General features: G+C 69.6%; 18 protein-coding genes. 11 read left to right on the top strand and 7 right to left on the bottom strand.

Translation table 11 applies throughout. The annotated features are described in order from the left end of the window. The first annotated feature begins 97 nt into the window (after positions 1–97). The 3 genes from AW271_RS22425 to AW271_RS22415 all read left to right on the top strand — a co-directional run bounded on the left by AW271_RS22425 (position 98) and on the right by AW271_RS22415 (position 2,610). Positions 98–916 carry a M55 family metallopeptidase gene (locus AW271_RS22425; protein WP_062339512.1) on the top strand — a complete coding sequence of 273 codons (819 nt, stop codon included), beginning with the start codon at positions 98–100 and terminating at the stop codon, positions 914–916. 234 nt (positions 917–1,150) lie between these two features. Beyond that, complete coding sequence (locus tag AW271_RS22420; RefSeq protein ID WP_062339354.1) at positions 1,151–1,729, top strand: RNA polymerase sigma factor; 579 nt, start codon at positions 1,151–1,153, stop codon at positions 1,727–1,729. Beyond that, the gene (locus AW271_RS22415) at positions 1,726–2,610 is read left to right on the top strand and encodes a hypothetical protein (protein ID WP_062339353.1); all 885 of its coding nucleotides are present in this window, start codon (positions 1,726–1,728) and stop codon (positions 2,608–2,610) included. The genes AW271_RS22420 and AW271_RS22415 overlap by 4 nt, the downstream gene beginning before the upstream one ends. A gap of 232 nt (positions 2,611–2,842) precedes the next feature. Here AW271_RS22415 and AW271_RS22410 read toward each other — a convergent pair whose 3' ends face one another. Beyond that, a complete protein-coding gene (locus AW271_RS22410) occupies positions 2,843–3,472 on the bottom strand; it encodes a TetR/AcrR family transcriptional regulator (RefSeq protein ID WP_062339352.1) in 630 nt (209 codons plus the stop codon). 243 nt (positions 3,473–3,715) lie between these two features. On the opposite strand from AW271_RS22410, the gene AW271_RS22405 reads away from it, so the two are divergent. Together AW271_RS22405 and AW271_RS22400 are read left to right on the top strand one after the other, a co-directional pair. Then, entirely contained in the window at positions 3,716–4,633 is a 918-nt protein-coding gene (locus tag AW271_RS22405; protein ID WP_062339351.1) for an NADP-dependent oxidoreductase, read from the top strand. Positions 4,634–4,662: 29 nt separating this feature from the next. After that, positions 4,663–4,998, top strand: a complete 336-nt coding sequence (locus AW271_RS22400; RefSeq protein ID WP_062339350.1) for a GNAT family N-acetyltransferase — start codon at positions 4,663–4,665, stop codon at positions 4,996–4,998. A gap of 13 nt (positions 4,999–5,011) precedes the next feature. On the opposite strand, the gene AW271_RS22395 is transcribed toward AW271_RS22400, so the two are convergent. Beyond that, the gene (locus AW271_RS22395; protein ID WP_062339349.1) at positions 5,012–5,947 is read right to left on the bottom strand and encodes a zinc-binding dehydrogenase; all 936 of its coding nucleotides are present in this window, start codon (positions 5,945–5,947) and stop codon (positions 5,012–5,014) included. An 820-nt stretch (positions 5,948–6,767) separates the two neighbouring features. Between AW271_RS22395 and AW271_RS22390 the strand changes: the two genes are divergently transcribed. Beyond that, positions 6,768–7,148, top strand: a complete 381-nt coding sequence (locus AW271_RS22390; RefSeq protein ID WP_062339348.1) for a nuclear transport factor 2 family protein — start codon at positions 6,768–6,770, stop codon at positions 7,146–7,148. A gap of 597 nt (positions 7,149–7,745) precedes the next feature. On the opposite strand, the gene AW271_RS22385 is transcribed toward AW271_RS22390, so the two are convergent. After that, positions 7,746–8,291 (bottom strand): TetR/AcrR family transcriptional regulator, encoded by a 546-nt coding sequence (locus AW271_RS22385; protein ID WP_062339347.1) that lies wholly within the window; start codon positions 8,289–8,291, stop codon positions 7,746–7,748. A 164-nt stretch (positions 8,292–8,455) separates the two neighbouring features. On the opposite strand from AW271_RS22385, the gene AW271_RS22380 reads away from it, so the two are divergent. The 3 genes from AW271_RS22380 (at position 8,456) to AW271_RS22370 (ending at position 12,516) form a co-directional block, all read left to right on the top strand. After that, a complete protein-coding gene (locus AW271_RS22380) occupies positions 8,456–9,295 on the top strand; it encodes an oxidoreductase (protein WP_062339346.1) in 840 nt (279 codons plus the stop codon). A 178-nt stretch (positions 9,296–9,473) separates the two neighbouring features. Next, entirely contained in the window at positions 9,474–10,928 is a 1,455-nt protein-coding gene (locus tag AW271_RS22375; protein WP_062339345.1) for an aldehyde dehydrogenase, read from the top strand. A gap of 112 nt (positions 10,929–11,040) precedes the next feature. Beyond that, positions 11,041–12,516, top strand: coding sequence for an MFS transporter (locus AW271_RS22370; RefSeq protein WP_218008126.1), 1,476 nt, complete (start codon positions 11,041–11,043; stop codon positions 12,514–12,516). A gap of 383 nt (positions 12,517–12,899) precedes the next feature. On the opposite strand, the gene AW271_RS22365 is transcribed toward AW271_RS22370, so the two are convergent. The 4 genes from AW271_RS22365 to AW271_RS22350 all read right to left on the bottom strand — a co-directional run bounded on the left by AW271_RS22365 (position 12,900) and on the right by AW271_RS22350 (position 17,096). Beyond that, complete coding sequence (locus AW271_RS22365) at positions 12,900–14,102, bottom strand: MFS transporter (protein WP_062339344.1); 1,203 nt, start codon at positions 14,100–14,102, stop codon at positions 12,900–12,902. A 17-nt stretch (positions 14,103–14,119) separates the two neighbouring features. Next, positions 14,120–15,109: a LacI family DNA-binding transcriptional regulator gene (locus tag AW271_RS22360; protein ID WP_063818070.1), complete on the bottom strand. Its 990-nt coding sequence runs from the start codon at positions 15,107–15,109 to the stop codon at positions 14,120–14,122. A 272-nt stretch (positions 15,110–15,381) separates the two neighbouring features. Then, positions 15,382–16,557: a zinc-dependent alcohol dehydrogenase gene (locus AW271_RS22355; RefSeq protein ID WP_062339342.1), complete on the bottom strand. Its 1,176-nt coding sequence runs from the start codon at positions 16,555–16,557 to the stop codon at positions 15,382–15,384. Continuing rightward, on the bottom strand, positions 16,554–17,096 hold the full coding sequence (locus AW271_RS22350) for an SRPBCC family protein (protein WP_062339341.1): 543 nt from the start codon (positions 17,094–17,096) through the stop codon (positions 16,554–16,556). The genes AW271_RS22355 and AW271_RS22350 overlap by 4 nt, the downstream gene beginning before the upstream one ends. 578 nt (positions 17,097–17,674) lie before the next feature. Here AW271_RS22350 and AW271_RS22345 point away from each other — a divergent pair. Then, positions 17,675–21,145 (top strand): phosphodiester glycosidase family protein, encoded by a 3,471-nt coding sequence (locus tag AW271_RS22345; RefSeq protein WP_083977042.1) that lies wholly within the window; start codon positions 17,675–17,677, stop codon positions 21,143–21,145. Positions 21,146–21,266: 121 nt separating this feature from the next. Then, the gene (locus AW271_RS22340) at positions 21,267–22,298 is read left to right on the top strand and encodes a ferritin-like domain-containing protein (RefSeq protein WP_062339339.1); all 1,032 of its coding nucleotides are present in this window, start codon (positions 21,267–21,269) and stop codon (positions 22,296–22,298) included. Positions 22,299–22,300 lie beyond the last annotated feature (2 nt).

Below are 22,300 nucleotides of genomic sequence, written 5' to 3'. Positions count from 1 at the left end.
GACTCCAGCAGCGGCGCGGCCTCGGCGTGACGGACTGTCATCTGCGAGCGGCCCGTGCCGTGCATGCGGCGACAGCAGCCGGGAACAGCACATGGCCATGAAGGTATTGGTCTCGGTGGACCTCGAGGGCATCGCCGGCATCGTCCACCCGGCGGAGATCAACCCGGAGCGCTACGACTACGAGCGGGGCCGCAGGCTGATGACGGCGGCGGCCAACGCCGTCGTCGATGGGGTGCTGACCACCGAACCGCGGGCCGAGGTCTGGGTGGCCGATGCGCACGGCCCCTACCGCAACCTCCTTCCCGAGGACCTCGACCGGCGCGCCCGGCTGATCCGCGGAAAGCCCCGGGAACTGGGCATGATGGCGGGCCTGCAGGACGGCACCCGGGCGGCGATGTTCGTCGGATACCACGCCCGAGCCGGCACGAGCGGCGCCGTCCTGGCCCACACCATGACCGACGCCATCCTGGACGTCCGCATCGACGGCGCCTCGCACGGCGAGATCGGCATCAACACCCTGCTCGCCTCCTCCTACGACGTGCCGGTCGTCCTGGCCAGCGGAGACGAGGCCGCCTGCGCGGAGTTCAGCGCACTGGTGCCCCGAGCGGTCACCGTGCCGGTCAAGCGAGGGCTCGGCCAGCACGCCGCCGACACCCTCCACCCGGAAGAGGCCTGCGAGCGGCTGCGGACAGCCGCCGGCCAGGCGATCGGACTCCATGACCGCGTGTCGACGATCCCGGCCTCCGGGCCGCTCCGGGTCGAGGTCGACCTGCACCAGCCGCGCTCGGCGGACCTGGCCGCCCTCATCCCCGGCATCACCAGGACCGGCCGCACGGTCACCTTCGACGCCGACACCATGCCGGCCGTCTACCGCACGCTGCAACTCATCGCCCTGCTGGCCCAGACCGGACCCTGAGCTCTTCCTTCAGGTGTGCCGTGTTCGCATCCGATGCGGATACCAGAGCTTCGACTGGCACCCTGACGTATCGTTCCGCACCTGACGGCCGACAAGGCGCTGCGGGGGCCTGGCGTCATGATGAGGTCGCAGGGTCCGGTGCAGGCACCGCCGGAAGTCAGCTCTGCGGCGAGCCGGAGGCAGCGTCATGTCGGGTCGCGACACACCTGGGAGCCTGCCGGACATGACCCAGACATGAACGTCACCGACACCGGGCCGCCGCGCACCCAGCGCTTCGCCCACCTCTACGAGCAGACGTATGCCGCGTTGTTGCGCTTCGTCGAGCGTCGCGTCCACCCCTCCCATGCCGAGGACGTGGTCGCTGACGTGTTCCTCGTCGCCTGGCGGCGCTTGGATGACGTGCCGCCGGCGGCGGAGGAGGCACGGGCCTGGCTGTTCGGCGTGGCGCACCGCACTCTGCGCAACGGGCTGCGGGCCGACCAGCGGCGGCAGGCGCTCACCGTTCGCATCGCCGACAACCAGCTGACCGGCGCTGCGGCGGCCGGGCTGGACCCCGAGTCGGTGACACGCCGGCTCGACCTCGTTCAGGCGTGGCGGCGGCTCAGCCCGCGCCACCAGGAGGCGCTCGCCTTGGCCGTGTGGGACGGCCTCACCGCCCCACAGGCCGCGCGGGTGCTCGGCATTTCTCCCGTCGCGTTCCGGCTTCGGCTCACCCGGGCCCGGCGTGCCCTGCGCCACCACGCCGACGCGGCCCCCGCCACTACGACCCGGCCCGCGGCAACCGCCATCGTGGACTCCAGGAGCATGCGATGAACGACACCTTCGACCACGCCCTGCGCGACCTCGACCCGGCCGTCACCCCCGCTGACCTGGATACCGACGTCGACTCCAAGGCTCGGGCCCTGCTGGCCCGGGTGGTGGCCACCGACCCGATGGAGGCACCTGCACCGACGACCGGCAGCCCTCGCCTGCTCACCACCAGGCGCCTCACCGCTGCCGGCGCAGGGGTGGCCGCCGGCATCGCGGCATCGCTGCTGCTGCCCAGCGTGTTCGGCGGCGGCTCGGCGATGGCGGCGTGGACCGCGACGCCGCACCCGGTGAGCGGTGACCGGGCCGCCGACGCCCAGGAGAAGTGCCTCGACAGCGCCCGAGACACCACCAAGCGCACAACCGGGCAGGTGCTCGGCTTCCGGCCGGTGGTGACGGAGGGGCGGGGGCCATGGACGCTCGTCTACGTCAACGACGACAGCAGGCACCTGGCTGAGATCACCTGCCTGCTCCAGGATGGCGACCTCGTCGGCTCGCAGGGCAGCACGCCGGGGCCCGGCGCACAACCGCTTCCGCCGGTTCCTACGGGGTCGGCGCGGGCCGCCCTCGGCGCGGTCATGAGTACGAATGAGGAAAGCCTGCGCATCGTGACCGGCAGGGTCGGCGCCGACGTGATGGGTCTGGAACTCTCCACGGAGGCGAGAGGCAGCGTGACCGCGACCGTCACCGGCGGTTACTTCGCGGCCTGGTGGCCGGACGCGCCAATGACGGAGCAGCGGGAGAACACCTCGCCTCGTGGCGGTGTCAAGAGCGTCACGGCAATCCTTCGGGACGGATCACGGCACAACGTCTCCCTCGAGGAGCTCACCGGCCGGACGAGCGCGCAACTGAACACATCGGCCACGGGCGGCTCTACGCACGACTGACCTGGCGAATCGGGGCGGCAGGGTGCACCCGCGGGGCACGCCGTTGGTGTGGGTGGCCCGGAAGCCGACTGTGATCGTGTCTCCGAGGGCGCCATCACCCAGGTGAGGACCCTATGGTCCGGATTCGATGCTTCCTCCACCATGATCCTTGCCTGTGGTACCGGCGCGGAGCGGCAGCCACTGCCGCGTCTGCCTGAGACGGAGACGCGACGACGGGGCCGGGCGCGCGCCGTCACGTCGTGAGGAACGACTTCACGTGGTCGAGCGCCATGTCGAGGGCGATCTCCATGGGCTTGATGTCCTGTGCGGTCTCCGCGAGGAGGTATCCGCCCTGCAGGGCGGCCATGAGACCCGTGGCGAGTTTCTCCGGGTCGGCGTCGAGCCTGAGCACCCCGCCGTCCCGCATCCGCCGCAGGCCCGCCGCGAGCAGCCCTTCCCATTCCACGAACGACCGGGCGAGCGTGGCGCGGGCCTGGTCGTCCTGGTCGGCGAGCTCGCTGGCCATTGAGCCGAGCGCGCAGCCGTAAGCGCCGTTCCGCAACGCGTTTCGCTGCACGAGCGCATCGCGCCAGCGGACCAGACCGCGGAACGACTTCAGGCGCTGGAGGTTGCCGCGTTCACGTTCGAGGATCTGCGCGGCGCGCGCCGCGACGACCTCGCGGACCAGTTGTTCCTTGTCGGGGAAGTGGTTGTAGAACTGGGATTTGCTGGTGTTGCTCGCGGCCCGGACGTCGTCCAGCGTGGTCGCGTTGACGCCCTTCACGTACATCAGCTCTAGAGCGGCCGCCAGGATGCGCGCACGGGTGGCGGCCCCACGTGGCGTCAGCCGCTGCCCCGGCTGTGCGTTCTCCGGCGTGCTCACGACCTCAGGTTACCGTGTTTGACTGACGGCGCTGTATGGACTATATGGTCCCATTTCGATGGTTGGTGTCCACCCATTGCCGAGAGTTTGCTCCACGGATAGGCCGCGTTCACGCACATCAAACTGGACTCCAGCACACCAAAGGTGTGAGGCGTCGCGGTGCACAACTGTCTGATAGCGTGCATCTCCATAGTCATTTTCTGGACTAAATAGTCCTCAAATCAGGTTGCGGGGAGGCGTGGGATGAAGGCGATCGTGGTGATGGACGAGGCTGCGGGCACGGCCGGGATGGTGCTGGCGGAGAGGCCCCGGCCCGAGGCGGCGGGGAACGACGTGCTGGTCGAGGTGCACGCGTCGGGATTCACTCCCGGGGAGTTGACATGGCCCTCGACCTGGACCGACCGCCTCGGCCGTGACCGGACACCGTCGATCCCCGGCCACGAGCTGGCCGGAGTGGTCAGCGCCCTCGGCTACGGCACGAGGGGGTTGTCGGTGGGCCAGCGGGTGTTCGGCCTCACCGACTGGACCCGCGACGGCACCTTGGCGGAGTACGCGGCCGTCGAGGCGCGCAACCTCGCGCCGCTGCCGGGCGACGTCGACTTCACGGTGGGCGCGAGCCTGCCGATCTCGGGCCTGACCGCATGGCAGGGACTGTTCGAGCACGGAGACGTCCAGGCGGGGCAGAGCGTCCTCGTGCACGGTGCCGCCGGAGCTGTCGGCTCGATGGTGACGCAGCTGGCCCGTGAGGCGGGCGCCTACGTCATCGGCACCGGACGCGCCGCCGACCGGCGGACGGCGCTCGATTTCGGCGCGCGCGAGTTCGTCGACCTCGAGAACGACACCCTGGAAGACGCCGGTGCGGTCGATCTGGTGTTCGACGTCATCGGCGGAGACATCGGGAACCGGTCGGCCGGTCTGGTCCGAGCCGGCGGAACGCTGGTGACCATCGCCGGCCCGCCCGGAGCGCGGCCCGACGACGGACGGGCGATCGACTTCGTCGTCGAGGCTGATCGCGTCCAGCTGAAGGAGATCGTCCAGAGGGTGCGAGACGGACGGCTGCGGACGGTCATCGGAACCGTCGCGACCCTCGACGACGCCGTCGCGGCCTTCAACCCGACCGAGCGGGCGAAGGGCAAGACCATCGTCCGCGTTCGCCCATGAACTTCGCCCATGAACAAGGAGAAACCGAGATGGACGTACAGAAGAACGGCGACACTGGCTCCTACGACGCCGTCGTCGACGGACAGGTCGTCGGCATGATCGTCTACCACCCGCAGCGAGGCGATCAACGCGTGACGTTCAGCCACACGATCATCCAGCCCGAGTACCGTGGCCGGGGGATCGCGACCCGGCTGGTCAAACACGCCCTGGACGACCTGCGGGCGCGGGGTCTGAAACTCACCAACTACTGCGCCTTCGTGGCCGACTACATCGCCGACCACCCCGAGTACAAGGAACTCATCGACAGTCGCTTCCCGGGTCACGCGGCGGTGCCCGACCGCGCACCACGCGAACGCGCCGACTGACTCGCGTGACCGGTCAGCTCACGTCGAGCACGGCCTTGCCCGCGATCTGGCGGGCGAAGAGCGACTCCACCGCGCAGGCGACGTCCCTCCAGTCCATGCGCCGGCCGATCTGCGGGTCGAGGCGGCCCGCGGCGAGCATCCCCACGAGGATGGCGAGGTCCCCGGCCAGCTGTGCGCCCATGAGGAACGACTGGATGCTGCGCAGTTCCCCGACCGTCGCATACGGCTCGAACACGGTGGGCTCACCGGACGTGGCGCCGATCACCTGCACCGACCCGCCCTCGGCGAGGAGGGCGAACGCCTGGGCGAGTTGGGGGCCGCCGACGTTGTCGAGCACGCCGTGCAGCCCCGGCTCGACCCCGTCGAGCCCGACCACGACCTCGGCCGCTCCCAGCTCGGCGAGGCCCTCGCTGCGGGCCGCGCTGCCGACCGAGGCGATCATGTGCGCCCCGGCCGCCGCTCCCAGCTGCACCGCGAACCGCCCGACCCCGCCTGACGCCCCGGTGACGAGAACCCGCCGCCCCGTCACGAAGCCGAGCCGGCGGAGCGCACGCAGCGCAGTGACCCCGGCCACCGGGAGCGTCGCGGCCGCTCCGAGGTCCACCTCTTCGGGCACGACCGCCAGCTCGGCGGCCGGGACCGCCCGCAGCCGCGCCCACGCACCGGACGGCCCGAACGTGACGACCCGGCTGCCCACCGGCGGCCCGGAGCCGTCGGCCGCGGGGACGCGCACCACACCCGCGGCGTCCCACCCGGGAACGTAACCCACCGATTGCCGGGCGATGCCGCGCACCTCACCGTGATTCAAGATCGCGCCACGCAACTCGCCGTGATTGAGCGAGATCGCGTGCACCTCGACGAGCACCTCGTCGGACGCGGGGACGGGATCCGCGGTCTCACCGAGCCGCAACCCGGCCGGGACGTCGTGGTCCACCAGGAGAGCGAGCATGATCCACTCCTTTCTGGCGATCCTTGCGACCGCCGGTGTCGAGATCGTCTTGCGACCGGCCACGCGGCGAGCAAGGTCGCCGGGCTGGAGCCGCGCTCCGGCATCGTGATCGTTATGGTCGTGGATGCCACACGTGAAAGCAGGTCATCGCCAGGCGGGCTGTCGCGCCGCCGTCCCAAGAACATTGTCGATCGGCGCCGCGATATCGCCATTGACTAAAAACGTGGCATGCCCTCGCCTCCCGTCAAAGACGGGGGCCAACCATCTCTCGCGACTGCGGCGAGATCATTATTCAAGTGGCGACTGGATAAAGCATCTGGATCTCCTGTTTGGATTCCACTCAGCGCTCAGTCCATCCACTTGACGAAATGAGGCCCGGAAGGCCGTAGACAGCGGTACCTGAACTATACAGTCCACACTACTACTGGATTCGGCAGGCGAGCGGTCAGCGGCACGCATCACTTCACGAGCCAGGTTCGAGTGTCCGACCGCGGCCGAAGGAGGGTTGCCTGACAGGGCTCTACCAGTTCAGATCGACGTAACCGCCATGATCGGGGCACACCGCAGGCCGAGATGATCAGAGCCGGGTGCGCACACTTGGCAACGGTGCCTCGGTGTCATAATCTGGACTAAATAGTCCCGAAATCCATGGGGTCAGACCTTCAGTGGGCGCTCGCGGACAGGGCATACAGGGGCATCGACCGCAGGTCGGGCCGATGCCGGAGCGAGGCGGTGCGACGCACCCGACACTGACCGAGCAGAACAGTCACTCACGCCGTTGCCGCCGCTCGAAAACCAAACCGCGTGAAAAAGGAGCGAAATGAACGACACCAAGCAGTCAGTCGAAGATCTGGCGATCCTCGAGCAACTGAACCTCGACTACGTCAATGCAGACCAGGCCAGTGACGCCAAGCGCTTCAGCGAATTCCTCGCCGAGGATTTCATCGTGCAGACACCGGGTGTCACCCGCAATCTTGAGGAGTACCTCGAATACATCGCCAAGCCCCGGCCCTTCAGAGATCTGACTCTGCGCGAAGCCAGGATCCGCATCCTCGGCGATGTGGCGTTGATCCACGGCAGGGCGACGTACACGATGATCGCCGACGGAGCGGATAAGGAAGCTCTGTACACGGACGTGTACCAGAAGCGCGAGGGCGTCTGGTTCTGCGTCTCCGCCTGCGCGATCGCCCCGGGCGCCTGACCCGCCATCGCCATTCCCGACGTCTCCCGACATGCGGCCCAGCGGATGGGGCGGCCCACCATCACGACCTCCTGTGCAGCATGCGCGGCGAGGCCCAGCGCCGCCTGGGCCAGGGACATGGGCCCGCTTGAGGGCTCCGGGGTGTGGGACGAGCGCGATTGGGACGGCGCCGGCTTCGCGGCGTCGAAGACTCGTGCAACCAGGTACCCGCGATTGAGTCCACCCAGGTCGGCGGTGCCCTACTCGTCGGTGGGTGTCGAGTCGGGCGAGGACGCCCGCTCCGTCGCCGTGCCGGGCCAGGAGGGTTGTCACACTGGCGACCTCGCCTATTCAGGTGTCGCCTATTCAATGAGTCTGAACTGATGCGTGGTCGTCGCCCGGGGCGTAGCGTCGCCACGCCTTTATGCCGTTCCGGCCGCCGGCCATGGGCCCTATCGTGACCCGACCAACCAAAGAACTTCACCGAGCATCGGCCCGGGGACCGGCTACGGCGATCCCAAGATCCACACCCGCAGGGTCTGGTCCGCACCGCAGGACACGGCGATGGTCTCGCCGGCCGGGGTACCGACGGCGCCGGCGGCTGGCTCACCCGCATGGTCAGGTCACGCCGAGGCCGCGCAGGAAGGCGTCCGCGACGAGGTCGGCCGCCTGCGGGGGATCCACTGCGGGGAACTGGTGGGCGATGCTGTCGACGAGTGCGTCGAGGACCGCACGTGCCCAGGCCGCATCGATATCGGCGCGCAGGTAGCCCTCATCGCAAGCGCGCTGGATGAAGGTGCTCAGGCGCGCACTCTGCGCTTCACGGCGAGCGCTGGCCTCGGGGTCCTTCTGCATCATGCGGCGCGTGTCGACGGGCCACTCGCGGGCGACCGGGATGATCCCCTCCAGATAGCGGTGGAGAGCGACCGGCACCGGGGCCTCGGTCAGCCGCGCCTCGTCCAACACCCGCTCGGCCGAGTCGAGTTTGGCCTGGAAGACGGCGCGCAGCAGCGCCTCCCGATTCGCGAAGCGGCGATGAACGGTGGTGCGGTCGACCCCCGCCGCAGCGGCGATGGCCGCCATCGACGTGCTTGGATCCTCCGCCAGGAGGCGGGCCCCGGTGCGGAGGACGGAGGACAGGTTGCGTGCGGCATCGGCTCTCATGGTCCGGCGATCCTAACCAGCAGTGGTGATTACAGCGCCATCATCCCACGGTGAGATTCACCTCATCTGCCTAATGCAACATCGATGTTGCAGTTGACGAGGAAACGGCTACATTGGGGTTGCGCCCTGGAGGGCGGCAAGAAGCGAGATGAGAGGAGCACGCCATGTCACGGACTTGGCTGATCACTGGTGGTTCCCAGGGGCTGGGCAGGGCCCTGGTTCTTCAGGCTCTTGAGGACGGTGATCGAGTCGTCGTGACGTCCCGCAGGCCGGAGGCTCTGGCTGATCTGAAGGCGACGTATCCGGAGCGGCTGGAAACCGTGGCGCTGGATGTCACGTCGCCGTCCGAGGCTCGGGGCGTGGTGGCGGCCGCAGTGGAGCGATTCGGCACCGTCGACGTCGTTGTGAACAACGCGGGTTACGCCACCAGCGGTTCGATCGAGGACTTCCCGGAGGACGAGTTCCGGGCGCAGGTCGAGGCGAACCTGTTCGGCGTGATCAACGTGACCCGGGCTGCCCTGCCCGTACTGCGTGGCCAGCGGTCCGGGCACATCGTGCAAATCTCGTCCATCGGCGGCCGGGTCGGCGGCACGCCCGGGCTCAGCGCCTACCAGACGGCGAAGTTCGGAGTCGAAGGCTTCTCCGAGGTGCTGGCGAACGAGGTGGCCCCGTTCGGCATCAAGGTGATCATCGTGGAGCCGGGCGGTATCCGCACCGGCTGGGCCGCCGGCGCCGCGAAGCCGTCCGGACCCATCGCTCCTGACTATCAGCAGACGGTCGGCGCATGGCTGGAGCAGTTTGCGGCCTACAGCGGCAACGAGCCCGGCGACCCCGCCCGAATGGCCCGGGCCGTCATCGCCGCCGTGGACGCGCCCGAGCCCCCGCGCCGGCTCCTGCTCGGCAGCGACGCCCTGGAAATCGCCGTCAGCGCGGAAAAGGCTCGCCTGGCCGAGGCCGGCACATGGGCCGAAGCCAGCCGCTCCACCGACCACCAGACCGCGTAACGACCCCGCAGCTTCGCGTGCCGTCGGTCGCCTGCCCGACGGCACGCGGCCACGGGCCCGGCGACAGCGCGGATACCCGCTCGCTCCGGTGGTCTCCTCCACCCCTGCGGCATCGCCCGGGACGCACTCCCGCCCGGGCCCCGCACCCACCACGTTTCACACGAAGAAATCGACAGACATGACTGTTCGCGACAGGCTCTACATCGGCGGCTCCTGGGTAACCCCCAGCAACCCGGAGCTGCTCGACATTCTTTCCCCCCACGACCAGTCGGTGCTGGGTCGCGTGGCCCAGGCCGCACCCGCCGACGTGGACGCGGCCGTCGCCGCGGCCCGCGAGGCCTTCGACCACGGCCTCTGGCCGCGCACCACGCCCGAGGAGCGGCAGGAGATCATCCGGCGCTACGACGCCCTGCGCACCGCCCGCGCCGACGAGGTCGCCGAGGCAATCTCCGTCGAGAACGGCTCGGCCGGCTGGTTCACCAAGGTCGGCCAGCTCTTCCTGACCCGCCAGGTCAACGCTTACCTCAAGGCGGCCGAGGAGTTCGGCTGGGAGGAGGTCATCGAACCCTCCGACCCGTCGGTGGCCTTCGACACCATCGTGCGGCGTGAGGCGATCGGCGTGGTCGCCGCGGTCATCCCGTGGAACTCGCCGTTCTCCGCCGCCACCGCCAAGCTGATCCCGGCCCTGCTGGCCGGCAACACGGTTGTTTTGAAGGTCTCCCCGGAGAACTCCCTCAGCATGATGCTGCTGGCGGACCTGTGGCACGAGGCCGGGCTTCCCGCGGGCGTGCTCAGCATCCTTCCCGCCGACCGCGAGACCAGCGAGTACCTCGTGTCCCACCCGGACGTCGACAAGATTGCCTTCACCGGCTCCACGCGTGCCGGCCGGCGCATCGCCTCCATCGCCGGAGAGCACCTCAAGCGGGTCAGCCTGGAGCTGGGCGGCAAGTCCGCGGCTCTGATCCTGGAGGACGCGGACCTGGACGCCGCCGTACAGGGCCTGCGCTTCGGCTCCCTCGGCAACAACGGCGAGGCCTGCATCCTGCAGACCCGCATCCTGGTCCCCCGCGAGCGTCACGAAGAGGTCGTCGCCGCGCTCAAGGACATGGTCGAATCGCTGCAGGTCGGCGACCCTTCCGCCCCCGACACCTTCATCGGCCCGATGATCCGCCCCGACCAGCAGCAGCGCGTCATCGACTACATCAACATCGGCATAGCGGAGGGCGCCCGCCTGGTCACCGGCGGCCCGCACGTCCCCCAGGGCCTGGAAAAGGGCAACTACGTCACCCCGACCCTCTTCGCCGACGTCGACAACTCCATGCGCATCGCCCAGGAGGAGATCTTCGGCCCGGTCCTGGCCGTCATCGCCTACGACGACGAGGACGACGCCGTCCGCATCGCCAACGACTCCGAATATGGCCTCTCAGGCGGCATCTGGAGCGCTGACCCCGAGCGCGCCCTGGCCGTCGCCCGCAAGCTGCGCACCGGAACCATCACCCTCAACGGCTCGCCCATCAGCTTCGACGGCCCCTTCGGCGGCTACAAGGCCAGCGGCCTCGGCCGCGAGTACGGCAAGGTCGGACTCACCGGCTACATCGAGCACAAGTCCATCACCCGGCTCCGGCAGCCGTAGCCGACCGGAGAGGCGCAGACCTACCGGGCCGGAACCACCCGCAGTGCGGTCGGCAGGCCCACCTCCTGGCCGTGACCGCTCCCCGCGATCGCTGTATCGGCGTGCCACCCGCATGCGCGAGACCCGCGACCTGTCCCGCGCCGTCGTCAAGACGCCCCTGTTTCCCCGGAGAGACGACCCCATGCCCAGCAAGTCCACCCGCCTCATCTTCGCGGTCCTCGCGAGCGGGGCGGGCGTGTTCTCCATGCTGCAGTCACTGATCGCGCCGGCTCTGCCGACCATCCAACACGCACTGCACACCTCCCAATCCACCGCCACCTGGGTAATGACGGCCTACCTGCTGTCCGCCTCGGTGTGCACCCCGATCATAGGCCGGGTCGGCGACCTGGCCGGCAAGAAGCGCACCCTCGTCGCCGTCCTGCTGACCGTCCTCGCCGGCTGTCTGCTCGCCGCCCTCGCTCCGAACGTCGGCGTCTTGATCATCGCCCGCGTCATTCAGGGCGCCGGAGGCGCGGTGTTCCCACTGTCCTTCGGCATCATCCGCGACCAGTTCGAACCCGGCAGGGTCAGCGGCAGCATCAGCAACCTGTCCGCCGTGATCGCCGCAGGCGGCGGCGTCGGCATAGTCGCTGCCGGTCCCATCGTGGCCGGGCTCGACTACCGCTGGCTGTTCTGGTTTCCCGTCGTCATCGTCGCCGTCACCGCCCTGCTAGCCCTGCGCCATGTCCCCGAGTCGCCCCGACGGGCGAAGGGACGGGTCAGCTGGTCCGGCGCGGTGCTGCTGTCCGGATGGCTGGTCGCGTTGCTCCTGCCGGTCAGCTGCGGCAGCCGGTGGGGCTGGAGCTCCGCTGCTGTGATCGCGCTGTTCGCCGCGGCCGTCGTGCTCTTCGCCCTGTGGCTGTTCGCGGAGTCCCACTCCCGCAGCCCGCTGATCGACCTGCGCATCATGCGTGTGCGGTCCGTGTGGACCACGAACGCCGCCGCTCTGCTGTTCGGCGCAGGCATGTCTTCAGTCTGGTCGTTCCTGCCCGGCTTCGTACAGACGCCCCGCTCCGCCGGCTACGGATTCGGCGCCAGCGTCACCACGTCCGGACTGCTCATGTCGCCCATGCTGATCGCGATGTTCGTCGCCGGTGTGGTCAGCGGACGCCTGGAACCCAAGGTCGACGCCAGACGCCTGCTGATCTCGGGGGCCGTCTTCGCCGCAGTCGCCTGCGCCATCCTCGCCCTGTGGCACACCCAGCAGTGGCAGATCGCCGTCGCGGCGGGCGTTTTCGGCCTCGGCGTCGGTCTCGCCTTCTCATCCATGGCCAACCTCATCGTCGGCGGCGTACCTGCCGAGCAGACCGGCGCCGCGACCGGCATGAACGCCAACCTCCGCTCCGTCGGCGGCGCCATCGGAACCGCGATCACCAGCCTCCTGGTCACCAGCCACCTCCAGCCCTCCGGCCTGCCGTACGACTCCAGCTACATCCACAGCTTCTCCGCGCTGACCCTCCTCCTGCTCGGAGCCGCCCTCGCCGCTGCCCTCGCCCCGGCCCGCAAAGCCGTCCGTACGCCCCAGCTGACTCCCGCCGCCGCAGAGTAAACAGGGAGCGTGCTGGAGGAGTACCAATGCCGTCCTCGTCCACACCGCACTGACCGGGCTGGAAGCGCACCACCAGCGCGTGCCGGCCGAGGCGATACCCGCGCCTGCCCGAGCTCTACTCCGACGTCGCCGAGGACGCGCCCGCGGCGCTCAGCGCCGAGCTTCTCACCGCGTGGCAGGCGGCCGAATCCGGGTAGCGGCTGGTCGCAGTGTGCAACACGCCTGGCACCATGACGTACTCGACTGTGTCGTATTCATCTACGCGATGAGGAAGCGGGAGACCTGCTGTCGCCCGCAGGCGTCCACCACTCCTTGACCGGTTGGCTGGTGGATGCGAGCCGGATGCCGTTGCCCCCCGCGGAGATGGAGGTGTGCGACGGTCCTCACCGCAACGACACGTTGGTGGTGCCGGTCCAGCCGGTCATGACGGTCAGGCCGAGGACCGCGAAGAGCCCGAGTGCCGCCGGGACGAGGAACACCATGGGCAGTCCGGTGACGGCCGCTCCGACGCCTCCGGCGGCTCCGCCCAGGGCCGAGGCCAGAGCGGTACTGCTCAGGAAGATGGCCGAAGCGGTGGCGACGGCCGTGGGAAGAAGACGCTGGGCGACGATGATCCCGAGTGCGGCGAAGATCCCCCAGACGCCGCCCATGAGGATCTGACCGGCGAACAACCCGGCCGCCGTGCCGGCCAAAGCGAAGCACACGTTGGCGGCGACCCCGAAGGCCGCGCCGATCACCATCAGCCGCATCATCCCGACCTTCCGGGCCGCGAGCACGGCCACGGGCATGAGAATGATCTCGACCAGTGGCTGGATCCCGATGATCGCGCCGCTGAGCCCAGCGGGGAAGCCCAGCTGCTCCCTCATGTAGATCGGCAGATATGCGTACTTGATCGGCTCCCCCGCGTAGACGAGCACGTACAACGTGGTGAATGCGAGCAGTGGCACCATCGCCCGCAGTCCGGGCCCGCGCGGGACGGAATCGTCAGCTGCGGGCGGGGCGGGCACTGTCCTGAGCGCACCAAGCGGGAGGATCTGGGCAAGGGTGCAGACTGCCGTCGCGAAAAGCATGAACCGCATCGAGGTGTGCGCGGCGAGAAAGGCTCCTGCGACCGGACCGACCACCCAGCCGCCGGTCAGGGCCATCCGCACGACGGCTATCACGCCGTCGCCGTTCGGATGGGGGTGAGCCTTCAGTTCGTCGTGTACGGCGGCGAAGAGCTGGGAGGTGGCCGCGCCGGCGAACGCGAGCACGACGGCGCTGATGACGTAGGGCATCCACAACCGCGTCGAGAACGCGATGGCCGACCAGCCGACGAATCCCACGACGGCGCAGACCCGGAAGAGGCCCAGGCGCCTGCCGGTGCGGTCGGACCGGGCCCCGACCAGATAGCCGGCCACCGGCGCGGTCAGGTTGGTCAGGTAGAACAGGCCCGCTGCGGCGAGCGAGGCGTCCAGGTCCTCGACCAGGAACGACGCGATCTGAGGTGCCGCCGCCGAGAACCCGAGCCCGGACAGGAACAGTGCGATCGTCGCGCCGCGATACAGGGGCGAGGTGACCGTCAGCCGGAGCGCCGAGGTGTGCATGTCCGTGTCCCGGGGGTTCAGGCGCTGTCGCGGATGACGAGCTCGACCGGGAAGCGTCGCCGGTGGCCCGGTGTCACGTTGTCCTCCAGCAGCAGGCGGGCCGCGGCCGCCGCCATCTCCTCGACGGGCAGCCGCATCGTGGTCAGCGGCGGGTTCGCGCAAACAGCGGCGATGCTGTCGTCGAAGCCGATGACGCTCACGTCGCCGGGCACCCTCCTGCCACTGGCGGTGATGGCCTGGACGGCTCCGGCGGCCGCCAGATCGCAGGCCACGAACATCGCGTCGATGTCCGGGTGCTCTTCGAGCAGACGGGTCGCGGCATGGTGTCCGCCATCCCGGTGGAAGCCGCCCTCGGCGCTCAGCTCCGTCAGCCCGAGGCTTCGCACCGCGCGCAGATATCCGGTACGCCGGTCGATGGCGCACGGGTTGAGTGCGGGCCCGTGCACGGCCGCGATCCGCCGTCGGCCGAGCTCATGGAGCCGTTTGACCGCGGCGTAGGCACCGCCGACGTTGTCGGCCTCCATTCTGGGGACCGATGAGTCGGTGGGCACCATTGAGACGGCCCGGCGGCACCGGCGGAAGAACCGCGCCGCCAGCGCCGGGGTGATGTCGGCCAGCACGGCCCCGAGGGTGGCGTCGGCGGCGATCTCATCAATCGTTTCGGCGGCCTTCTCTTCGGGCACGGCGTGCAGCCGCACCTGCGCCCCGACACCTTCGAGCACGGGCATCATCCCCGCCAGCACACGGCTGAAGTACGGATGGGTACCCAACCAGCCGATGCCCGGGCCGTAGGTCACCGCGACGAGGTCGACAGCGCGCCGCCGACCCGAGGCAAGCGCTCTGGCCGCCTCGTCCGGCCGGTAACCCAGCTCTGCCACCACCGCCTGAACCCGGGCGCGTAGCTGCCCGGACGCACCCGGGGCATTGTTGATCACACGAGACGCCGTCGCGCGCGACACGCCGGCAGCCCGTGCGACATCCTCGATCGTCGGCCTCAACCTGCTCATGGGGACCTGCGCTCTCCATCGCCACAGCGCTCTGGACCCTAGCCCCGAGAGCGCTCTCAGGAGAAGTCGCGGCCATGCACGGCGGGCGGATCCGGTGGCTACCTATCGGGCTGCCTGGCGAGTTGGCTTCCCGGAGCACCTCGCCGCCGAAGTGAAGATCAGAGCTTCACACTCGACGGATGCGGGTGGTCACGGGTGGCGAATCTGGCACCAGTTGGTCGGCGATCGTGTTGGTGGATCCCGAGGCCTCGGCGGGCAGATGCGGCTGGCTGTCAGGGTTTGAGGACGACCTTCTCGCAGTGGTCCTCCTTGTTCTTGAAGATCTCGAAGCCGTGTTCCGCCTCCTCCAGCGGCAGCCTGTGGGTGATGATCCGAGTCGGGTCCAGTTCCCCGCCCTCGATGCGCTTCAGCAGCGGCTTCATGTAGCGCTGCACGTGGCACTGCCCGGTGCGCAGGGTCAGCGACCGGTTCATCCACGCGCCGGCCGGGAACTTGTCCATCAGGCCGCCGTAGACGCCGATCACCGAGACCACGCCGCCGCTGCGGCACGACATGATCGCCTGGCGCAGCGCGTGCGGACGCTCGGTCTCCGACCGGACCGCCTGCTTGACCCGGTCGTAGGCGGCGACGTGGGCACTGCCGTGGGTGGCCTCCAGGCCGACGGCGTCGATGCACTTGTCCGGTCCCCGGCCTCCGGTCAGTTCGAGCAGCCGGGACCGTACGTCGACCTCTTCGAAGTTGACCGGGATGTGGCCGGCCCGTTCGGCCATCTGCAGCCGGTAGGGCTCCTTGTCGATGGCGATGACCTTGGCGGCGCCGAGCACCCGGGCGCTGTCCATGGCGAACTGGCCGACCGGACCGGCCCCCCACACCGCGACCACGTCGCTGGGCTGGATGTCGCACATCTCGGCCCCCATGTAGCCGGTGGGCAGGATGTCGGACAGGAACAGCACCTGCTCGTCGGCCAGATCCGACTCGATCTTCAGCGGGCCGACGTCGGCGAACGGCACCCGCGCGTACTGCGCCTGACCGCCCGCGAAGCCGCCGGTCAGGTGCGAGTAGCCGAAGATCCCGGCGACCGGGTGACCGAACATCTTCTCCGCGATCCCGGCGTTGGGATTGGTGTTCTCGCAGCAGGAGTACAACTCGGCGGCGCAGGCGCCGCACGCCCCGCAGGCGATGGGGAACGGCACGACGACCCGGTCCCCGACGCGCAGCCGCTCCGGCGGGACGTCCGGGCCGACCTCGATCACCTCGCCCATGAACTCGTGGCCCATGACGTCGCCGTCCTGCATCGTGGGGACGTAGCCGTCGACCAGGTGCAGGTCCGAGCCGCAGATCGCGGTGGAGGTGATCTTGACGATGGCGTCGCGCCTGTTCAGGATCCTCGGGTCCGGCACGTCACGGACTTCGACCTTGTTGCGGCCCGCCCAGGTGTTGGCCCTCATCGGTCCGCTCCCTTCGCGAGTTCGGCGTCCGACAGCGGTTGCGCCGGACGTTGCGGGAACTCCTCGCGGGCCCGCTTGCCCCACGGGGCGCCGTCCGACCTGACCACCTCGCCGGTCTCTATCACCTGCTTGAGCCTGCGCAGGTCGTCGTCGAGCTGCTGGTGGGGCTCCTCGCCGAAGTACTTGGCGACCGCCTTGCCGATCGTGCCGCCTGGGATGTCGTACACCAGAGAGATGTGCACCTCGGTGCTCACGCCGTCCGGAGCGCGCACGAACCGGACCGTGCCCGCGTTCGGCACGTCGGCGTCGCCGGTCGACCGCCAGGCGATCTTCTCGCCGGGCGTCTCGTCGACGATCTCCGCGTTCCACGCGATGTCCTTGCCGAACGGCGCGTCGGCGACCCAGCGGCTCGTCCGGTCGCCGGTGGTGCGGACCTCCTCGAGATGTGCCATGAAGGTCGGCAGGTTCTCCAGGTCACGCCAGAAGGCGTAGACCTCCGATGTGGGTTTGCGGATGGTCGTCGTGGCTGTCAGTTCCATCGGATCTCCTCTGCGTATGCCTCGCACACCAGCAGGGAGACAATCTTGGGTTGCCTGCCTGGCCGGCGCTCCGGCCAGGCAGGTCCACCACTGTGAATCCGGCAACGACGCCTGTGACACCGACGAGCCGCCGCCGGATGCGCACGCCATGGTGGGCGCCGTCCGGCCGAGCGAGATCAGGTTCACCGCGTCATCCACGATCAAGGGCGCGGCCCGTTCGGGCTGGCCATACCCCGCAAAATAGACCCAAACCCACCCATCGCCCGCGCACCCTCGCGCGGGCGGCCCGATCTACCAATTCCGGCATGCCGAGTGCCAGGACCACCTCGCTGAATAGCAGAGGGTCGACGCCTTCGGAGCAAGATTGCAGAGCGGGGGCCCTGATCTCCAAACGATTCGCGAGCGGTCGTCTCCAGTGGCATGTCACATGACGCCTCTTCCGCAAGCCTTCATTGCCTGCTCGTGAGGGCGTCACCAGCACTTCTTCGGTGATCTCTTTAATCAGGTGCTTGTGCCCTTGATCCAACTGGGCGCAGCGGGGGCGTCGCCCCCGTGTCATCACGTGACCCGAGGTACCCATGAAATCGATGGTCCCGAACCATCCACGTACGAAGTTCCTGCTGGTGGCGCTCGCCGCGGCGACCACGCTGGCGGTCACACCCGCCGCCGTGTACGCGGACGGCGGTCAACCGGTCACCGGCGGAATCCCGTTGATCAACACGACCGAGAAGATCGGGCCGGGGATCAAGTTACAGCACGTGAAGGCGGTCGACCAGAAGGGCTGGTACGACGCGCAGTTCCTCACCGTGGACCTGTCGAACAAGGCGGTCAGCACCGACTTGCTGACCGCCGGGCCGGTCGCCTCCGGTGGGCCGCTCAGTGTGGCCGCGAACAAGGCCGGCGCCGTCGCGGGCGTCAACGGCGAGTTCTTCGACATCGGGAACTCCAATGCGGCGCTCGGTGGCGAGGTCCTTGACGGGCAGCTCAGGAAGACCGCCGACATCGGCGGCCGCCAGCACGTCGGCGTCAGCAAGGACGGCGTCGCCCAGCTGGTGAACCTCATGGTCGACGCGGCCGCGAACTTCGCCGGCGCGGACCACAAGGTGCTGTCCGTCAACGCCGCGAACGGCGGCGGGGTCCCCGCGGACGGCCTGATCGCGTTCACCTCCGCGTGGGGCGAATACAGCCGCAACCGCGGCCTGACGGGCGTGGCCAACGACCAGATCGCCGAGGTGCTGGTCCGGAACGGCTCGGTGGTGTCGGTCACCCCGAACGGTCCCGCGGGCTCGGGGGCCATTCCCGAAGACGGGTTCTCCCTGGTCGGGCGCGGCGCCGCGGCGACCGCGATCCGCGCGCTGCAGCCCGGCGACCCGGTGACGCTCAGCTACGCGCTCGCCGACGACGCCGCGAAGACGATGAAGTTCGCGCTCGGCCACGGCGGCACCGTCGTCACCGGCGGCCAGGTCGTCCCCGGCCTCGACCCCTCGATCGCCCCGCGCACCGCGCTCGGCTTCAAGGACGACGGCCGCACGCTCGTGCTCGCCACCTGGGACGGGCCGGGCGGCACCGGCAAGGGCGGCGTCGGGATCGACAAGGAGGCGCGCGACCTCGTCGCGATGGGCGTGCAGACCGCGGTCAACCTCGACGGCGGCGGCTCGACCACGATGGTCGCCCGCGCGCTCGGCCAGGAGGAGGCGACCGTCCGCAACGTCCCGTCCGACGGCCGCGAGCGCAACGACCCGAACGGCGTGGGCGTGTTCGTCGCGAAGGGCGACGGCAAGCTGCACGAGCTCCTGATCAAGCCCGCGCCGGGTGCGGCGTCGGCCGACGGCGACCTGAAGGTCTTCCCGGGGATGCGCCTCGCGCTCGTCGCGGAGGGCGTCGACGACCACCAGACGCCGGTGGACGTCGACTCCGAGTCCGTGCGGTGGTCCACGCGCGGAGCGTCCGTCGACGGCGGCACCCTCGTGGCCCCGGCCAAGCCGAACGGCCGGATCACCGTGGACGCGCGGGTGGGTTCCGCCGTGGCGCAGCCCGCGAAGGTCACCGTCCTCGACCCGGTCGACAACGTCGAGTTGTCGTCGCAGCGCCTGTCGATCGCCGAGGCGACGCCCGCCAACGCGGTCACCGTCTCCGTGACCGGCCGCGACGGCCACGGGTACACGGCCCCGATCGACCCGCGGGACCTCGCGCTCGACTACGACCACGACGTCGTCGACATCCAGTCGGCAGACGGCAAGCTGAAGATCATCCCGCTCACCGCCGCGGGCACGATCCTCACGGTCTCGGTCGGCGGCGCGTCGGTCCAGCTCCCGATCACGGTCGGCGTCGAGACCAAGACGGTCTACGACTTCGACGACGACGTGCTCGCCCGCTGGCGCAACAACAGCACCGCGGCCACGACGTTCTCGGCCGACCCCGACGGCCTGAAGATCGACTTCGCCGCGATGCGCAACGTGGGCATCACGGCCGCGTCGGCGGCCCGGCGGGTCCCCGTGCCCGGCCAGCCGCTGCGCCTGCGGATGCGGATCAAGTCGAGCATCAGCGTGCCGAACGGCCTGACTTACATGGCCTACACCGACGCGACCGGCAAGGGCACCGGCATCTACGGCTCCGCCCTGGCCGCGAGCGCCGACTGGCAGTACGCGTCGTTCACGCTGCCGGCGAACACGCCGTTCCCGATCTCGATCTCGGGCTTCCAGGGCATCAACACGAGCGTCCCCCAGCAGAAGGCGGGCACGTTCGTCCTGGACCGCATCGAGGCCGACGTCCCGACGTCGATCGACCTGCCCGCCCAGCCCGATCTGCGGCCCGACCCGCTCATCTCCGACGACGGCACGCTGCCCGAGGGCGCCGGCACGTGGCGGTTCGCGACGCTGTCGGACGTGCAGTTCACGGCCGACAACCCGGCGCTGACCCAGGTCGCGACGGCCGCGATCAAGCGGATCCGCACGACGGAGCCGGACCTGCTCGTCCTCAACGGTGACATCACCGACCGCGGTCTGCCGCAGGACCTCGCGCTGGCCCGCCAGGTGCTCACCGACGCCGGGTGCGACCTCATCCCGGTCGGCCAGGAGCCGGCGGCGGACAGCACGCCGAACCCGGACGCCGGCTCGATCCCGTGTTACTACGTGCCGGGCAACCACGAGTCCTACGGCCTCAACAACGTCCAGTCGGACCTGACGAACTTCACCAACGAGTTCGGCCGGCCGTACCGGACGTTCGACCACAAGGGCACGCGGTTCATCCTGCTCGCCAGCTCGCTCGGGTCCCTGCGCTCGACGGCGTGGGACCAGCTGCCGATGCTGCAGAAGGCGCTCGGCGACGCCGAGAAGGACACCTCGGTGCACAACGTCGTGGTCTTCGCCCACCACCCGGTGGACGACCCCGCCGAGACGAACTCCAGCCAGCTCGGCGACCGCGACGAGGTCGCGCTCATCGAGAACCTGCTCACGGACTTCCGCGACGACACCGGCAAGGGCACCGCGATGGTCGGCTCCCACGCCCAGATCGCCGACGTCCACCGCCTCGAAGGCGTGCAGTACATGGTGCTGCCGTCGTCGGGCAAGGACCCCTACGGCACGCCGGACCGCGGCGGTTTCACCGGCTGGGTCAACTGGTCGGTCGACACGCGGCGGGACGCGGACAAGCAGTGGCTCGAGGCCGAGGTGCGCGCCTTCGCCCAGTCGATCACGCTGACCACCCCCGACTCGCTCAAGGTGGACGAGACGGCGCAGCTCTCCGGCAGCATCGTGCAGCCGTCGGGCGTGTCGGCGGGCACCCGTGTGGTGCCGCTGCGCTACCCGATGTCGGTCGACTGGAGCGGGTCGTCCAATCTGGCGATCGGCAGCGGGCAGGACGCCGTCGACACGGCGGTCCGCAAGGGCAGGGTCGCGATCCTCGACCCGAAGACCCGGACCCTCACCGCGCTGAACCCCGGCACGGTGACCGTGACGGTGACCAACGACTCGATGCGCGCCTACACCGACGACGACTCGCTCGCGCCGATCACGACCTCGAAGACCATCCAGGTCCTGCCCGGCACGTGATCGTCACTGAGGGCGACCACGCACGTGGTCGCCCTCAGCTTCTCTGACACCTGTCACAATTCCCGGCTCTCCCCTGTCCTGGCTGACGTCCGGCAACGAAACGACCAGGGGAAGTGATCACATGTCCGGAGCATGGACGCCCGAGACACTCGACGATCTGCGAGAGCACCTGCAGTGGGCGGTCGAGCTCGAGCACGCCACCCTCCCGCCCTACCTGTGCGCGCTCTACACGCTCGATCCGGAGCGCAACCCCGAGGCGGTGGACGTGGTCGGGAGCGTGTTCGCGGAGGAGATGCTGCACCTGACACTGGCCGCCAACCTGCTGAACGCGGTGGGCGGCCGGCCCCGGCTCGACACGCCCGAGAACATGAAGCCGTTCCCGCGGACGCTGCCCCACGGCAACCTGACGTTGTCGCTGGAGCCGTTCGGCCCGGAGGCGCTGGAGAACTTCCTGCGTCTCGAAGCGCCCACGCCCGAGGGCACTCCGGCGCGGGCGGAGGGTTACGAGACGATCGGCCAGTTCTACGCCGCGATCGAGAAGGGCCTGCGCGCGTTGTGCGCCCGGCTGGGCGAGGAGGCCGTCTTCGCCGGCGATCCCTCCCGCCAGATCGGCGCGAGCCACTTCCGCCACACGGCCGGCCGGCTGATCGCGGTCACCGACCTGGAGTCGGGGCTGGCGGCGCTGGAGGAGATCGTGGAACAGGGCGAGGGCATGGCCCGCGACGAGGTCTGGGACGGCGACAAGGACGTCTTCCACCCCGAACGGGACGAGGTCGCCCACTACTACCGCTTCCTGGAGCTCAAGGCGGGCCGCCGCTACCAGCGGGGCGACACGCCGAACTCCGGCCCGACGGGCGACCCGATCACGGTCGACCCGGCGGGCGTTTACCCGATCACGACGACGGCCTCGTCGGAGGAGTTCAACCGGGCCTACCGCGCGCTGCTGCGGGCCCTGGACGAGGCCTTCGACGGCAGCCCGCAGCAGATGGGCTCGGCCGTGGCCGCCATGTTCGGCGTCAAAGCGCAGGCCATGGCCCTGGTCGCCAAGGGCGCCCTGCCCGCCTTCGCTCATGTGGACGGGGACCCCCCGTCGGACCGCTCAGAAATCCGTCGTCGCGTCGTCAGTTCTGGTGGTCACCTACGGAAGGATTGACG

This window comes from Herbidospora sakaeratensis (assembly GCF_001570525.1).
Lineage (GTDB): Bacteria > Actinomycetota > Actinomycetes > Streptosporangiales > Streptosporangiaceae > Herbidospora > Herbidospora sakaeratensis.
Note: the sequence above shows the minus strand (reverse complement) of the source record. Positions and strands in the feature narration are given on the sequence as shown.

Coding starts and splice junctions, on each gene's coding strand:
- AW271_RS22415 (WP_062339353.1), top strand. CDS start 1,726: ATGAACGACACCTTCGACCACGCCCTGCGCGACCTCGACCCGGCCGTC.
- AW271_RS22390 (WP_062339348.1), top strand. CDS start 6,768: ATGAACGACACCAAGCAGTCAGTCGAAGATCTGGCGATCCTCGAGCAA.
- AW271_RS22370 (WP_218008126.1), top strand. CDS start 11,041: ATGCGCGAGACCCGCGACCTGTCCCGCGCCGTCGTCAAGACGCCCCTG.
- AW271_RS22380 (WP_062339346.1), top strand. CDS start 8,456: ATGTCACGGACTTGGCTGATCACTGGTGGTTCCCAGGGGCTGGGCAGG.
- AW271_RS22345 (WP_083977042.1), top strand. CDS start 17,675: ATGAAATCGATGGTCCCGAACCATCCACGTACGAAGTTCCTGCTGGTG.
- AW271_RS22425 (WP_062339512.1), top strand. CDS start 98: ATGAAGGTATTGGTCTCGGTGGACCTCGAGGGCATCGCCGGCATCGTC.
- AW271_RS22365 (WP_062339344.1), bottom strand. CDS start 14,102: ATGCACACCTCGGCGCTCCGGCTGACGGTCACCTCGCCCCTGTATCGC.
- AW271_RS22355 (WP_062339342.1), bottom strand. CDS start 16,557: ATGAGGGCCAACACCTGGGCGGGCCGCAACAAGGTCGAAGTCCGTGAC.
- AW271_RS22420 (WP_062339354.1), top strand. CDS start 1,151: ATGAACGTCACCGACACCGGGCCGCCGCGCACCCAGCGCTTCGCCCAC.
- AW271_RS22375 (WP_062339345.1), top strand. CDS start 9,474: ATGACTGTTCGCGACAGGCTCTACATCGGCGGCTCCTGGGTAACCCCC.
- AW271_RS22340 (WP_062339339.1), top strand. CDS start 21,267: ATGTCCGGAGCATGGACGCCCGAGACACTCGACGATCTGCGAGAGCAC.
- AW271_RS22395 (WP_062339349.1), bottom strand. CDS start 5,947: ATGCTCGCTCTCCTGGTGGACCACGACGTCCCGGCCGGGTTGCGGCTC.
- AW271_RS22360 (WP_063818070.1), bottom strand. CDS start 15,109: ATGAGCAGGTTGAGGCCGACGATCGAGGATGTCGCACGGGCTGCCGGC.
- AW271_RS22385 (WP_062339347.1), bottom strand. CDS start 8,291: ATGAGAGCCGATGCCGCACGCAACCTGTCCTCCGTCCTCCGCACCGGG.
- AW271_RS22405 (WP_062339351.1), top strand. CDS start 3,716: ATGAAGGCGATCGTGGTGATGGACGAGGCTGCGGGCACGGCCGGGATG.
- AW271_RS22400 (WP_062339350.1), top strand. CDS start 4,663: ATGGACGTACAGAAGAACGGCGACACTGGCTCCTACGACGCCGTCGTC.
- AW271_RS22350 (WP_062339341.1), bottom strand. CDS start 17,096: ATGGAACTGACAGCCACGACGACCATCCGCAAACCCACATCGGAGGTC.